Origin of the sequence: Arenimonas sp., from assembly GCF_041919775.1 — a bacterium.
GTDB lineage: Bacteria > Pseudomonadota > Gammaproteobacteria > Xanthomonadales > Xanthomonadaceae > Arenimonas.
Genome location: NZ_JAYRTE010000009.1, coordinates 1 through 15,014 on the forward strand (window position 1 = coordinate 1; position 15,014 = coordinate 15,014).

Consider the following 15,014-nt stretch of genomic DNA (forward strand, 5'->3'; position numbering starts at 1 on the left):
AGGCGCGAATTTGTTCTTTGCCAAAGGCAAAGTCAAAAGATTCGCGCCTGAAGGCGCTCCTACAGGGGGTTGGGTTGTAAATGAAGCCGCCGCGGGTTCCGGTTAAACTCGACCTCCCGCCCCAGGCGCCCACCGACCCCCCAATGCCCGAAGATTCCCCTAGTAGCCCGCCGGAACGCCGCTCGTGGCTTGAACGCCTGAGCCAGGCCTTTTCCGGCGAACCCGAGACCCGCGAGGACCTGGTCGAGATCCTGCGCGAGGCCCAGGCCAACGGCCTGGTCGAGGCCGACACCCTGAAGATGCTCGAAGGCGCCCTGTCGGTGTCCGAACAGCAGGTCGGCGACATCATGGTGCCGCGCTCGCAGATGGTGTCCCTGCCCATCGACGCGAAATTCCTGGACCTGATGAACCTGGTGGTCGAATCCGGCCACTCCCGCTTTCCCGTGCACGGCGAGGATCGCGACGAAATCCTGGGCATCCTGCTGGCCAAGGACCTGCTGCGCGGCATGGTCAGCGACGGCGGCCCCGGCAGCGTCCGCGAACTGCTGCGCCCGGCCGTGCTGATCCCCGAATCCAAGCGCCTGAACGTGCTGCTCAAGGAATTCCGGCTCTCGCGCAACCACATGGCCATCGTCGTCGACGAACACGGCGGCGTGGCCGGCCTGGTCACCATCGAGGACGTGCTCGAGCAGATCGTCGGCGAGATCGACGACGAACACGACGACGCCGATGAAACCAAGCTCATCGCCGCCCAGGCCGACGGCCAGTACCTGGTTGACGCGCTGACCCCGATCGAGGACTTCAACGAACGTTTCGGCGCCGATTTCCCGGACGACGAATACGACACCATCGGCGGCCTGGTCACCGCGGCCATCGGCCACCTGCCCGAGGCCGGCGAAGAACTGGCCCTGGGCCGCTTCCACTTCCGGGTCGGCCGCGCCGACCAGCGCCGCGTCCACACCTTCATCGTCAGCGTGCATGGCGAGGACTGAGGGCCGGCGCCCCGTCGCCTGGCGACTGCTGTGCCTGCTGGCCTGCCTGCTGCCGGGCCTGGTCCTGGCCGCGCCGCGCATCGGCGTGCTGACCATGGAGCCGGGCGAGATCTTCTGGGAGCGCTTCGGCCACAACGCCATCGTGGTCGACGATCCGGCCGCGCCGGGGCCGCTGTCGTACAACTTCGGCTTCTTCGACCTGGACGAACCGGGCTTCCACTGGAACTTCGTGCGCGGACGCATGGAATACCGGCTCGAAGTGCTGCCCGCGGCCAGCGACCTGGCCTATTACCAGCGCACCGGCCGCGGCGCGGTGATCCAGTGGCTCGACCTGGCCCCGGAAGAGGCCCGCGCCATGGCCGCCCGCCTCGCCGAAAACGCGCTGCCGGAAAACGCCCGCTACACCTACGACTACTACACCGCCAACTGCTCCACGCGCGTGCGCGACGCCGTCGACCAGGCCCTGGGCGGCCAGCTGCGCGCCCAGCTCAGCGGCCGCTCGCAGGGCAATACCTACCGCAGCGAATCGGTGCGCCTGGCCGCGCCGGCGCCGTGGATGGCCGTGGGTTTCCACGTCGGCCTGTCCGGCCACGCCGACCGGCCGCTGTCGCGCTGGGACGAGTCCTTCATCCCGATGCGCCTGCGCGATGCGCTGCGGGAAGTGAAGCTGGCCGACGGCCGCCCGCTGGTGCTCGCCGAGGAAAAGCTGCTGCCGCACCGGCTGGCGCCGCCGCCGGTGGAAATGCCGCGACTGCGCGGGCCGGCCTTCCTGGCCGGCCTGGCGCTGGCGGCCCTCGTGCTGGTCGCCGGCCGGCGCGCGCCGCGTGTTCTGGCCGGCGGCGCCCTGGCCTTCTGGCTGGTGGCGGGCGCGGCGGGCGTGGTGATGGCCTTCATCTGGCTGGGGACCTCGCACACGGCCGGCCACGGCAACGAAAACCTGCTGCTGCTCAGCCCGCTGTGCCTGTTCCTGCTGCCCGGGGCCTGGGCCAGGCTGCGCGGCCGCGCGCCGTCGAACCGGTTCCGGTGGCTGCTGTGGATCGTGGCCGGAAGCGCCGCGCTGGCCGGCTTCCTGAAGTTCCTGCCCTTCCTGCCGCAGGAGAACGTGGAGTGGGTGCTGCTCCTGCTGCCGCTGCACTGGGCGCTGCTGCGCACGATGGACCCGAAGAGCGGGGACGGGTCCAATTAAGCGCCGGAGTTAGCCGGTTGACCGACGTGGGCGGACGCGCTTAATTGGTCCCGTCCCCATTCCGGCCACCGCATGGACGCCCCCACCTCGCCCACCGTCGTCAATTGCGTCCGCTACGCCCGCGACGGCGCCCGCAGCGATATATCGCTTGACGCCATCAGCGACGTGCTGGCGGTGGACGACGGCAGCTTCGTCTGGGTCGGGCTGTACGAGCCTGAGGAGTCGCTGCTCGACAAGCTGCAGGAGGAGTTCGGCCTGCACGACCTGGCCATCGAGGACGCCCACCACGCGCACCAGCGGCCGAAGATCGAGGCCTACGGCAACTCGCTGTTCATCGCGGTGCACACCGCACAGGCGGTGGACGGCAAGGTGTCGTTCGGCGAAACCCACATGTTCGTCGGCCCGCGCTTCCTGGTGACGGTGCGCCATGGCACCTCGCTGTCCTACAACGGCGTGCGCGCCCGGGTCGAACGCGAGCCCGAGCTGCTGGCGCTGGGTCCTTCCTACGGCCTCTACGCGGTGCTCGATTTCATCGTCGACAACTACCTGCCGATCGTCGACGCGTTCCGCGACCAGCTCAATGCCCTGGAGCAGGACATCTTCGCCGAGACCTTCAGTCGCGACACCGTGCGCAAGCTCTACGACCTCAAGCGCCGGGTCACCACGCTGCGGCTGGCCGTGGCGCCGATGCAGGACATCACCGGCCAGCTCACGCGGGTGCACTCGCAGCTGGTCGGCGAGGAAATGCGCCTGTACTTCCGCGACGTCTACGACCACACGCTGCGGGTGAACGACGCCACCGACACCCTGCGCGAAATGCTGACCGCGGCGATGTCGGTGAACCTGGCCCTGGTCACCGTCGCCCAGGGCGAGGTGGTCAAGCGCCTGGCCGGATGGGCGGCGCTGCTGGCGGCGCCGACGCTGGTCGCCAGCTGGTACGGCATGAATTTCCCGCACATGCCCGAATTCGCCACCCGCATTGGCTACCCGCTGGTGGTGGGGGTGACGCTGGCGGTGGTCGTCGGCCTATTCATCACGCTGCGCCGGGCGAAGTGGATCTGAGCACAGCCCCCCTGTAGGAGCGCCTTCAGGCGCGAATCTTTTGACTTTGCCTTTGGCAAAGAACAGCTTCGCGCCTGAAGGCGCTCCTACAGGGGGGGCCAGCTTGACGGAGGTCAAGGCATCCGCCGGCCCCGGCCGGCACGATGCCTGCCATGGCCGCTATTCCTCCCTTCGACGCCGACCTGCTCCGCCGCTACGACCGGCCGGGTCCGCGCTACACGTCCTACCCGACCGCCCCGCAGTTCAAGCCGGGTTTCGGGGCAGGCGACTTCGCCCGCGCCGCGCGCCTGAGCAACGACGACCCGATCCCGCGCCGGCTGTCGCTCTACGCGCACGTGCCGTTCTGCTTCAGCCCGTGTTTTTATTGCGGCTGCAATCGCATCATCACCCGCGACAAGGCGCGCGCCGGCACCTACCTGTCGCGCCTGGTGCGCGAGGTGGCGATGCTCGGCCCCCTGTTCGACCGCGACCGCGAGGTGCTGCAGGTCCACCTGGGCGGCGGCACCCCGAACTTCTTCAACGCCGGCCAGATCGGCGAGCTGCTCGAGAGCCTGAACACCCACTTCCGCTTCAGCCAGTCGCCGGCCCGCGATTTCTCGATCGAACTCGACCCGCGCTTCGTCGACAAGGGCGACATCGAGGCCCTGGCCTTCATGGGCTTCAACCGGGCCAGCCTGGGCGTGCAGGACTTCGACCCGGCGGTGCAGGCCGCGGTGAACCGCCTGCAGTCTGTCGAGGAAACCCAGGCCGTCATCGACGCCTGCCGCCAGCACGGGTTCCGTTCGGTGAACGTGGACCTGATCTACGGCCTGCCGCTGCAGACCCGCGCCGGCTTCGGCAAGACCCTGGACACCGTCATCGCCACCCGGCCCGACCGCCTGGCGGTCTACAGCTATGCGCACATGCCGCAGCTGTTCCGGCCGCAGAAGCAGATCGACGAAACCCAGCTGCCCAGCCCGGAAGACAAGCTGGGCCTGCTGCAGCTGGCCATCGAAAAGCTGTCCGCCGCCGGCTACCGCTACATCGGCATGGATCACTTCGCCCTGCCCGGCGACGACCTGTCCCTGGCCCAGGAACGCGGCGGCCTGCACCGCAACTTCATGGGCTACACCACCCACGCCGACTGCGACCTGATCGGCATGGGCGTCAGCGCCATCAGCCACGTCGGCGACACCTACAGCCAGAACCCGCGCGACCTGCCGAGCTGGGAAATCGCCATCGACAACGGCCACCTGCCGACCTGGCGGGGCATGCAGCTCGACGCCGACGACGTGCTGCGCGCCGACCTGATCCAGCAGCTGATGTGCCAGGGCGAAGTGGACATCCCGGCGCTCGAGGAGCGCCACGACATCGATTTCGCCCGCTATTTCGCCGCCGACCTCGACCGGCTGGTGGCGCTCAAGGCCGACGGCCTGGTCGAAACCTCCCCCACCCGGATCACGGCCACCTCGCGCGGACGGCTGCTGCTGCGTATCATCGCGGCATGTTTCGACCGCTACCTGCACCAGGCCGAGGCCGAGCCGACCCGGTTCTCCAAGGCCATCTGACCCCGACGGGGGCCGCCCAGTGAGTCCGACGGCCCGCCGGCCCCGGCACAATCCCATCGCCGACGACGGCGATGCGCTGCATTTCTGCAGCACCTGCGCGTTCTCGGACGCCTGTCTGTCGCAGGGCTACAACAAGTCGGACCTGATGGACCTGCACGTGCTGGTCGAGCACATCGGGCCCTTCCACGAAGGCGAGCACATCTTCCGCGAGGGCGACGAGTTCAACGCCATCGCGGCGGTGCGCGCCGGCACCGTGAAGACCTACGTGCTCGACGCCGCCGGCCACGAGCAGGTGCTGGGCTTCCACCTGCCGGGCGAGATCATCGGCCTGAACGCGATCAGCGAGGCGCGCTACCCCTGCAACGCGGTGGCGCTGGACACGGTGATGCTGTGCCGGTTCTCGTTCCCGAAGATGGCGCTGCTGGCGACGCGCATGCCCGGGCTGCAGGCGCAGCTGTTCCGCCTGCTCAGCCAGGACATCGGCAAGGCGGCGCTGCTGGCCGGCGACTACACGGCCGACCAGCGCATGGCGGCCTTCCTGGTGGCGCTGTCGCGGCGTTTCGCCCAGCGCGGTTTCTCGGCCACGCGCCTGCACCTGACGATGACCCGCACGGACATCGCCAACTACCTGCGGCTGGCGCCGGAAACGGTAAGCCGGGTGCTGCGGCGCCTGCAGGAGGACGGCATGGTCAAGGTCGACCGCCGCGAGCTCGAGATCCTCGAGCCCGACCGCCTCGAAACCCTCGCCATGGCCGTCCTCCGCAATTAGCCGGCCCCTGTAGGAGCGCCTTCAGGCGCGAATCTCTTGCCCTTGGCCGTTGGCCAGCCAGTGCGTCGTCTCCGATTGTTTCGCGGGTGGAGGCAGCGTGCATTCGCCCTGCCCGACACGCCGCAAGCTCTGGGCATCCCCCCAATTTGCCGGGAAGCCGCTTTCCCATCGGCCTCGACGGGGCATTGAGGAGGTGTCGCGCCCCCACCCGCGACAAGGCCGCTGTCGACGCGTTGCTTGGCCTAAGGCCAAGGGCAAGAGATTCGCGCCTGAAGGCGCTCCTACAGGAAGGGCGCTTGACCTGCGTCAGTGACCGGGGGAGGCCCGATCCGGACCATGGCGGCATCCTGCAAGGAGAGCTGTCATGAGTAGTACCAAGAAACTGTGGTTGGGCCTGACCGCCCTGCTGGTGGTTTCGTTCTCCGCCCTGCTTTGGGTGGGCAGCGAGATCCACCGCGTCATGCCACCCATCCCGGAGAAGGTGGTCACCACCTCCGGCGAAGTGGTCTTCACCAAGGACGACATCCAGACCGGCCGCGTGGTCTGGCAGTCCATCGGTGGCCAGCAGCTCGGTTCCATCTGGGGCCACGGCGGTTACGTCGCCCCCGACTGGACCGCCGACTGGCTGCACCGCGAGGCCGTCGAGATCCTCGACCGCTGGGCCCGCGCGGAATACTCCGCACCCGGCTACGACGCCCTTGGCAAGGGCGAACAGGCCAACCTGCAGGCCCGCCTGCAGGAAATGATGCGCACCAACACGTTCGACGAGGCCAACGGCACCATCGTCATCGACGACGACCGCCTGGCCGCGATGAACAACGTCTCGGCGCATTACCAGAGCCTGTTCAGCAACGACCCGGCCACCAAGTCGCTGCGCGAAGCGTATGCGATGAAGGAGTCCACCGTCGCCGACGCCGAACACCGTCGCCAGATGACCGCCTTCTACTGGTGGACGTCCTGGACCGCTGTCACCCAGCGTCCGGGCAAGGAAATCACCTACACCAACAACTGGCCCTACGACCCGCTGGTGGGCAACGAACCGCCGTCGAACCTGTTCATGTGGACCGTGTTCAGCGTGCTGTTCCTGATCGCCGGCATCGCGCTGCTGGGCTGGCACTACGCGGTGAACCACGAACGCGACGAGGATCCGCAGCTGCCGCTGACCGATCCGCTCGCCAAGGTCATGGTGACGCCGTCGATGAAGGCCACCGCCAAGTATTTCTGGCTCGTGGTCGCACTGTTCCTGTCGCAGATCCTGCTCGGCGCCATGACCGCGCACTACCAGGTCGAAGGCCAGGACTTCTACGGCTTCGCGCTGTCCGAAATCCTGCCCTACTCGCTCACCCGCACCTGGCACACGCAGCTGGCGGTGCTGTGGATCGCGACCGCGTGGCTGGGCATGGGCCTGTACATCGGACCGGCGATTTCCGGACATGAACCCAAGTACCAGGCGCTCGGCGTCAACGTGCTGTGGGTGTGTTTGATCATCATCGTGGTCGGTTCGTTCGCTGGCCAGTGGTTCGCGGTGATGCAGAAGCTGGGACTGGCGAACAACTTCTGGTTCGGCCACCAGGGCTGGGAATACGTGGACCTTGGCCGCTTCTGGCAGTGGTTCCTGTTCCTGGGCCTGGGCATCTGGCTGACGCTGGTGGGCCGCTGCCTGGTGCCGGCCATCCGCATGGGCGGTGAGTCCAAGTCGATCACCACGCTGCTGTTCCTCTCCACCGTCGCGATCGGCCTGTTCTACGGTGCCGGCCTGCTGTGGGGCGAGCACACGCACCTGTCGATGGTCGAGTACTGGCGCTGGTGGGTGGTGCACCTGTGGGTCGAAGGCTTCTTCGAAGTGTTCGCCACGGCCGTCATCGCGTTCCTGTTCACCAAGCTGGGTCTGATCAAGACCACCACAGCCACGGTCGCCGTGCTCTTCGCCACCATCGTGTTCATGTCCGGCGGCGTGCTCGGCACCCTGCACCACCTGTACTTCACCGGCACCCCGACCGCGGTGATCGCGCTGGGTGCGTCTTTCTCGGCCCTGGAAGTGGTGCCGCTGGCCTATGTCGGATTCGAGGCCTACCACACCTTCAAGCTGGGCAAGTCGACCCCGTGGATGCAGCGCTACAAGTGGCCGATCCTGTTCTTCGTGGCGGTTGCCTTCTGGAACCTGGTGGGTGCGGGCCTGTTCGGCTTCCTCATCAACCCGCCGCTGCCGCTGTACTACATGCAGGGCCTGAACCTGACCCCGCTGCATGGCCACACCGCGCTGTTCGGCGTGTACGGCATGCTCGGCATCGGCCTGATGCTGTTCTGCCTGCGCGGCATGAAGCCGCATGCGATCTGGCCCGAGGCGCCGCTGCGCACCGCGTTCTGGTCGCTCAATATCGGCCTGACCGGCATGGCGGTGTTCACCCTGCTCCCGCTGGGCATCCTGCAGCTCAACGCGGCGATGAACCACGGTTACTGGTTCGCCCGCTCGGCCGAGTTCATGCAGCAGCCGATCGTGGACATGCTGGTGTGGATGCGCGTCCCGGGCGACACGATCTTCAGCGTCGGCGCCCTGGCCCTGGCCTGGTTCGTCCTGCGCCTCTGGATCGCCCCGAAGTCGGCGCCCGTGCCGGTGGATGGAGCCACCGAATCGGCAAGCTGATCCCTGGTTTCTCCGAAGCGTGATTATTGGGGCCACTTCGGTGGCCCCTTTTTTTGGGGACGGGTGCAGTTGAAAACCCGGGTCAGAGTCGACTTTTAAAAAATCGACTCTGACCCGGGTTTTCAATTGCACCTGTCCCCTGCCCCCGTTGCGGTTGCGAATGACTTGCGTCAAGGCGGGAATTGCGCCGGCGGGCGACAGTGACGGCACGTTGCTTCCTGGACTCCCGACATGGCCGTCGCCCCCTTCCCCGCTTCGTTCCCGCTGGCTGCCGCGCCGCATCGGCTTCTGTTCTTCATCGGTGCCGCCAACGTGCTGGCGGCGATGGCCTGGTGGACCGGCTGGCTGGGCGGGCTGCTGCCCACGCCGACGGTGCCTGCGGGCTGGATGCATGCCTTCATCATGCAGTACCAGGTGTTTCCGACCTTCATCTTCGGCTTCCTGCTGACGGTGTTCCCGCGCTGGATGGCGCAGACCGATGCCAGCCGCTGGCACTACCTGCCGGTCGGCCTGGGCCTTGTGCTGGGCCAGGCGCTGACGCTGGCGGGCCTGATCGGCGGCTCGGCGCTGCTGCTGCATATCGGCGTGGTGAACACGCTGGCCGGCTGGATCGCCGCGATGGCCGTGCTGGCCGGCTGGCTGATGCGCGACCGCAGCGGCAACTGGCACGCCATTTCCTGCTTCGCGGGCCTGGTGATGGGCCTGGCCGGCCTGCTCTGCTTCGCCGCCTACCTGCACCTGCCGCAGGAGCCGCGGCTGGCCTTCGCGATGCTCAAGATCGGCACCTTCGGCCTGTTGGTGCCGGTTTATTCGACGGTCGCGCACCGCATGTTCCCCTTCTTCGCCGGCAACGTGGTGGCGGGCTACAAGGCTTGGCGGCCGATGTGGCTGCTGGCGGCCAGCTGGCCGCTGTGGCTGGGCCACCTGGCCCTGGAGCTGGCGCACCTCTACCAGTGGCTGTGGCTGGTCGACCTACCGCTGCTGGCGATCACCGGCCTGGCGCTGTGGCGCTGGTGGCCGCGCGGGAAGGCACCGGCGCTGCTGCGCGTGCTGTTCATCGGCTACGCCTGGCTGCCGATCGCGCTGGCGCTGTACGCCGCGCAGAGCCTGTGGTTCCTGGGCACCGGCGAATTCACCCTGGGCCGCGGCCCGGTCCACGCCGTGTCGATCGGTTTCTTCGGCAGCCTGCTGGTGGCGATGGTGACGCGCGTGACCCAGGGCCACTCGGGTCGCCCGCTGGTCCTGGGCAAGGTGCCGGCGCTCGCCTTCATCGGCATGCAGGTCGTGGCCGTGATGCGCGTGGGCGCCGAACTGGCGGCCAACCCCGCGCCCTGGTTCCTGGCTGCAAGCATCGGCTGGGTCCTGGTTTTCCTTCCCTGGGTGCTGCGTTCGCTTTGGATCTATGCCACCCCGCGCGCCGACGGGCGCCCGGGCTGAGGAGCTTTCGATGATCGAGTTCTACCTGCAGATAAAGATGGTGCACATCGCCGCGGTGCTGGCCAGCGTCGGCCTGTTCGCGGTTCGCGGCGCCCTGGTGCTGGCCGGCGTGAAGTGGGCGATGGCGGCGCCGCTGCGCTACCTCAGCTACACCATCGACACCGTGCTGCTGACCGCCGCGCTGATGCTGCTGACCGCGCTCAAGCTCAACCCCTTCATCGTGCCCTGGCTGTCGGTGAAGCTGGCGCTGCTGGTGGTTTACGTCGTGCTGGGCAGCCTGGCGCTAAAGCGCGCGCGCAGCCGACGCTCGCAGGCGCTGTTCTATGTCGCCGCGCTGGCGACCTTCGCCTTCATGTACTTCGTCGCCCGCGCCCACCATCCGCTGGGCATCCTGCAGGGGCTGGCGTCGTGACTTCGCCCTCGATCCATCCCTGCTTCCTGGGCCCCTACGGCGAAAACGACGGGCTGCTGGAGAAGCTCGTGGTCGAGTTCCTGCGCGACCACGTCTACTGGCGCCGCAATTTCCACCCCGAGGATCCGCCGGCGATTCCCACCGGTGCCGCCGGCGAACCGGCCTATCGCGACTTCGAGGCGCGCATGCGCCGCGAGCTGCACGCGCTGTCGGCGTCGCTCAAGCGTTCGGTGCCGTTCCACAGCCCGCGCTACATCGGCCACATGGTCTCGGACCTGCTGCTGCCAGGCCTGGCCGCGCAGTTCCTGACCCTGCCCTACAACCCGAACAACGTCAGCATCGACGCGGCGCCGGTGACGATCGACATGGAGCTCAAGGCCGGCCTGCAGCTGGCCCGCATGTTCGGCTTCGTCGACGACCCGGCGCGGCCGGACTGCGCCTTCGGCCACCTCACTTCCGGCGGCACCCTGGCCAACTTCCAGGCCCTGCGCCTGGCCCTGGCCTGCAAGGCTTTCCCGGTGGCGCTGCGCGCCGCGGCGCCACCCGGCATCCCCCTGCCAGAAGACGACTGGAGCGCGTTCAACCTGGATTCGACGGCGGTGGTGGGCCTGGTCGACCAGTGGAACGCCTTCCTGTCCACCTGCCCGCCGCGCGAACGGCGGCAGTGGCGGGCGCGCCTCGCGGGCCACCGGCTCGAAACCCTCGGCCTGGCCGGTTTCCTGGCCGCGCACCCGACGCTGCGCTCGCCGCGCGTGTTCGCGCCGGTCACGGCGCATTACTCCTGGTCCAAGGGCATGAAGCTGATGGGCCTGGGTCGTGCCCAGCTCGAACTGGTGCCCGAACGCGGCATGCGCACCAACACCGATGCCCTCGAAGACATGCTCGCGCGCTGCCAGTGCGAGCAGCAGCCGGTGCTGATGGTGGTCGGCGTAATGGGCAGCACCGAGTTCGGTACCGTGGATCCGCTGCACGAACTGATCGATGCCCGCGACCGCTGGGCCAGAAACGGGCTGGGTTTCAGCGTGCACGTCGATGCCGCCTGGGGCGGTTACCTGACCACCCTGTTCCGCCAGCCTGATGGCGGGCTGCGTCCCCTCGAAGACATGCGCGAGGAATTCCGCGATTTCCCGGCCCCGGAGGTGTATGCCGCGGTGGCGGCGCTGGGCCGGGCGGACTCGATCACGGTGGATCCGCACAAGCTCGGCTACATCCCCTATGGCGCCGGCGCCTTCCTGTGCCGCGACCAGCGGGCGATGCAGCTGCTGGCCGAGGACGCCGACTACGTGTTCAGCACCGAGGAGACGCCGGATTATTTCCAGCGCTTCCGGCAGCTCGGCCGCTACATCCCGGAAGGCTCCAAGCCGGGCGCGGCCGCGGCCGCCGTCTATGTCACCCACCGGGTGCTGCCGCTGGACCACGAAAACTTCGGTGCGCTCCCGCGCGAATCGATCATCGCCACCGAAGCCTTCCGCACCGCCGCCACCCGCTTCGCGGCGCGGCTGGAAGGGCGGCTTGTGTGCAAGCTGCCGTTCGAGCCCGATTCGAACCTGATCTGCCTGGCGCTCAACCCGGCCGGCAACACCGACGTGGCGACCATGAACCGCTTCGTTCGCGCCCTGCACCGCAGCCTCAGCTACGACCCGCGGCAGCCGGTGCAGTCGCGTGAGTTCTTCGGCTCGATGACCACGCTGCGCCCCGAGGTGATGGGCGAGGAGGAAACCACGCGCGCGCTCGAGGCCCTGGGCCTGGACCCGGCCACGCTCGACGCCGGCGGCGAGGACGACGACCGCCTGGCAATCCTGCGCCACACGCTGATGAACCCCTTCCTGCTCGATACCGGCAACGGCATCAGCTACCTCGAGATGTATTTCGACTACCTCGAGCGCCAGGCCATGGCGCTGATCGGACAGGCGGCCGCGGCATGAGCGCCGATCGCCAGTGGCTCAGGCAGGCCCTTGCCTGCCTCGCGCAGGAAGCCGCGCGCTCGGCCGACACCCACCTGCTGCGGCTGGACCTTCCGGCGTTCCCGGGCATCCGCTTCTACCTCAAGGACGAGGCATCGCACCCGACCGGCAGCCTCAAGCACCGGCTGGCCCGTTCGCTCTACCTGTACGCGCTGTGCAACGGCCGCCTGCGCGAAGGCCAGGGCGTGATCGACGCGTCTTCGGGCAGCACCGCGATTTCCGAAGCCTGGTTCGCGCGCCTGCTGGGCCTGCGGTTCCAGGCGGTGATGCCCGACTGCACCGCGCCGGCCAAGGTGCGCCTGATCCGGTCGCTGGGCGCCGAATGCGTGCTGCTGCCGCGGGGCATGGACGCCAGCGAGGTCGCGCGCGAACGCGCCGCCGCCGAAGGCCTGTGTTACCTCGACCAGTTCGGCCTGGCCGAACGCGCCACCGACTGGCGCGGCAACAACAACATCGCCGAGTCGATCCTGGCGCAGATGGCGCTCGAGCCCGATCCCGAGCCGGCGTGGGTGGTCTGCGGTGCCGGCACCGGCGGCACCTCGGCCACGCTCGGCCGCTACCTGCGCTACCGCCGCCTGGACACCCGGGTCTGCGTCGCCGAACCCACCGGCGGTGCCTTCGCCGTCGGCTGGCAAACGCGTGAAGCAGACGCGCTCGCCCGACGAGCGACGCTGATCGAAGGCATCGGTCGCGGCCAGGCCGAACCCGGCTTCATCTACGACGTGGTCGACGCGGTCGAAGAAGTGGATGACGCCGATTCGATCGCCGCCTGCTGGTGGCTCGAGGGCGCGCTGGGCCGGCGCTACGGCGGCAGTTCAGGCACCAACCTGGTGGCCTGCCTGCGCCTGGCCGAAGGCATGCGCGAGCGCGGGGAAAGCGGCGCCATCGTCAGCCTGCTCTGCGACCGCGGCGAACGTTACGCCGAAACACTCTTCGACGCCGCCTGGCTGGCGCGACAGGGCATCGCCCTGGGCGACGCCAGCGACGCACTGCTGCGTCGCCTCGGGGCATGAGCCACCACGACCTGCGCGGCTTCCTCGGCGAACTTTCGCGGCGGCGCCAGCTGCGGGAGATCGGTGCGCCCGTGGATCCGGAGCTTGAAAGCACCGCGCTGTGCCGGCACGTGCTTCGCGCCGGCGGGCCAGCGCTGCTGATGCGCAATCCGGTCGGTTCGCGCCACGCCCTGCTCGGAAACCTGTTCGGCCACCGCGACCGCATCGAACTGGCGCTGGGGGGCAGACCGCTTGCGTCGCTGCGCGAACTGGGCGAACTGCTGGCCTCGATCAAGGAACCGCGCTGGCCGTCGAGCCTGCGCAACGCCCTGTCGACCTGGCCGGAACTGGCGCAACTGGCCCACGTCGCGCCAAAACCCATGCGCGAAGCCGCGTTCAACGACATCGTGCTCGAAGGCGACGACATCGACCTGGGCACGCTGCCGATCCAGCGCTGCTGGCCCGGCGATGTCGCACGGCTGATCACCTTCGGCCTGGTGGTCACCCGCGGCACGCGCCAGCCGCGGCAGAACGTGGCGATTTACCGGCAGCAGCTCCTCGACCGCAACCGGGTGATCATGCGCTGGCTGCCGCACCGCGGCGGCGCGCTCGACTTCGCCGACTTCCGCGCGGCGCATCCCGGCAAGCCCTTCCCCCTGCTGGTGGCGATCGGCGCCGACCCGGCGACGATGCTGGCCGCGGTGGCGCCGGTGCCGGACACACTTTCGGAATACGAATTCGCCGGCCTGCTTCGCGGCGCGCGCACGCACACCTGGCACAGCTCGCTGACAGGGCTGGACGCGCCCGCCGGCGCGGAGATCCTGCTCGAGGGGTTCATCGAACCCGGTGACAGTGCGATCGAAGGCCCGTTCGGCGACCACACCGGCTACTACAACGCGCAGGGCGAATTCCCTGTCTTCACGGTCAGGCGGCTGCGCATGCGCCGTGAGGCGATCTACCACGGCAGTTACATGGGCCGTGCGCCCGAGGACGAACCCTCGGTGCTCAGCTCGGCGCTCAACGACGTCTTCGTTCCGATCCTGCGCAAGGTCTTCCCCGAGATCGTCGACTTCTACCTGCCGCCCGAGGCCTGTTCCTACCGGATCGCGGTGGTCAGCATCCGCAAGCAGTACCCGGGGCATGCCCGCCGGATCATGATGGGCATCTGGTCCTACCTGCGCCAGTTCACCTACACCAAGTTCGTGATCGTCACCGACGACGACATCGACGTGCGCGACTGGTCGCAGGTGCTGTGGGCGCTGTCCACGCGCGTGGACCCGGCGCGCGACAGCCTGCTGGTGGAGAACACGCCGATCGACTACCTCGACTTCTCCAGCCCGGTGGCGAACCTCGGGTCGAAGCTGGGCCTGGACGCCACGCGCAAGCTGCCGGGCGAGACCTCCCGCCCCTGGAGCGCACCGATCGTGCCCGATGCGCGCATCGAGCAGCGGGTTCAGTCGCTCTGGGAGGCGCTCCAGTCGGGGTCGTCGAACAGCAGCGGATAGCGGGCGACGACGGCCTGCAGGTCCGCCAGCGCATCGGCGTCGAATCCCGAGGTCGAGAGCGTGTCGGCGGCCACGAGCACGCGCGCGAGCAGCGGGTGCAGCGCGGCGTCCGGCGCGGGCTCGAGCCTGCACTCGGCGAACATCGTGTCCACGGCGGATTTCAGTTCAGCGGCGATGTTGCGCACCTGGCCGTCGTCGAGATGGCCGTGGCTGCCGTGGTCCAGGATTTGTGTGGCGGCGCGCACGCGCTGCATGCCGCGGCTCAGCGGCGCATCGGGCGCCCAGCGCTGCGCCGGCAGCGCGTCTTCGGGCGTCGCGTGGGCGTCGTGGGCGTCGTGGGCCTCGTGGGCGTGCGCCGGCTCACCGGCTGCCGCCAAACCGGGAGCGGCGGCCAGCAGCAGCGCGAAGAGGAAGAAACGGGGAAAGCGGGTCATGGGCGTGGTCCTGATGCAGCCGTAGTCAGTGGCCCCATCGTCCGCCCTTTGCACCGCATCGGAACTGACC

General features: G+C 68.6%; 12 protein-coding genes. 11 read left to right on the forward strand and 1 reads right to left on the reverse strand.

Translation table 11 applies throughout. The annotated features are described in order from the left end of the window. The first annotated feature begins 143 nt into the window (after positions 1-143). From ACE3TE_RS07050 to ACE3TE_RS07100, 11 genes are all read left to right on the forward strand, one after another. Complete coding sequence (locus tag ACE3TE_RS07050) at positions 144-992, forward strand: HlyC/CorC family transporter (RefSeq protein ID WP_374603503.1); 849 nt, start codon at positions 144-146, stop codon at positions 990-992. Then, complete coding sequence (locus ACE3TE_RS07055; RefSeq protein WP_374603505.1) at positions 979-2,178, forward strand: DUF4105 domain-containing protein; 1,200 nt, start codon at positions 979-981, stop codon at positions 2,176-2,178. The genes ACE3TE_RS07050 and ACE3TE_RS07055 overlap by 14 nt, the downstream gene beginning before the upstream one ends. A gap of 72 nt (positions 2,179-2,250) precedes the next feature. Further along, positions 2,251-3,240: a magnesium and cobalt transport protein CorA gene (locus ACE3TE_RS07060; protein WP_374603507.1), complete on the forward strand. Its 990-nt coding sequence runs from the start codon at positions 2,251-2,253 to the stop codon at positions 3,238-3,240. 152 nt (positions 3,241-3,392) lie between these two features. Continuing rightward, the gene (hemN, locus tag ACE3TE_RS07065) at positions 3,393-4,787 is read left to right on the forward strand and encodes an oxygen-independent coproporphyrinogen III oxidase (RefSeq protein ID WP_374603508.1); all 1,395 of its coding nucleotides are present in this window, start codon (positions 3,393-3,395) and stop codon (positions 4,785-4,787) included. A 19-nt stretch (positions 4,788-4,806) separates the two neighbouring features. Then, a complete protein-coding gene (locus ACE3TE_RS07070; protein ID WP_374603510.1) occupies positions 4,807-5,556 on the forward strand; it encodes a helix-turn-helix domain-containing protein in 750 nt (249 codons plus the stop codon). A gap of 364 nt (positions 5,557-5,920) precedes the next feature. Next, a complete protein-coding gene (locus ACE3TE_RS07075) occupies positions 5,921-8,200 on the forward strand; it encodes a nitric-oxide reductase large subunit (RefSeq protein ID WP_374603512.1) in 2,280 nt (759 codons plus the stop codon). 231 nt (positions 8,201-8,431) lie between these two features. Next, positions 8,432-9,637 (forward strand): NnrS family protein, encoded by a 1,206-nt coding sequence (locus tag ACE3TE_RS07080; RefSeq protein WP_374603514.1) that lies wholly within the window; start codon positions 8,432-8,434, stop codon positions 9,635-9,637. A 10-nt stretch (positions 9,638-9,647) separates the two neighbouring features. Then, positions 9,648-10,049, forward strand: a complete 402-nt coding sequence (locus ACE3TE_RS07085) for a SirB2 family protein (protein ID WP_374603516.1) — start codon at positions 9,648-9,650, stop codon at positions 10,047-10,049. Next, the gene (locus ACE3TE_RS07090; RefSeq protein WP_374603518.1) at positions 10,046-11,974 is read left to right on the forward strand and encodes an aspartate aminotransferase family protein; all 1,929 of its coding nucleotides are present in this window, start codon (positions 10,046-10,048) and stop codon (positions 11,972-11,974) included. Before ACE3TE_RS07085 ends, ACE3TE_RS07090 begins: the two co-directional genes overlap by 4 nt. Next, entirely contained in the window at positions 11,971-13,026 is a 1,056-nt protein-coding gene (locus tag ACE3TE_RS07095; protein WP_374603520.1) for a PLP-dependent cysteine synthase family protein, read from the forward strand. Before ACE3TE_RS07090 ends, ACE3TE_RS07095 begins: the two co-directional genes overlap by 4 nt. Then, entirely contained in the window at positions 13,023-14,510 is a 1,488-nt protein-coding gene (locus ACE3TE_RS07100) for a UbiD family decarboxylase (protein WP_374603522.1), read from the forward strand. Before ACE3TE_RS07095 ends, ACE3TE_RS07100 begins: the two co-directional genes overlap by 4 nt. Here ACE3TE_RS07100 and ACE3TE_RS07105 read toward each other — a convergent pair. Then, positions 14,459-14,944 carry a DnrO protein gene (locus tag ACE3TE_RS07105; RefSeq protein ID WP_374603524.1) on the reverse strand — a complete coding sequence of 162 codons (486 nt, stop codon included), beginning with the start codon at positions 14,942-14,944 and terminating at the stop codon, positions 14,459-14,461. The genes ACE3TE_RS07100 and ACE3TE_RS07105 overlap by 52 nt on opposite strands. Positions 14,945-15,014: the final 70 nt, after the last annotated feature.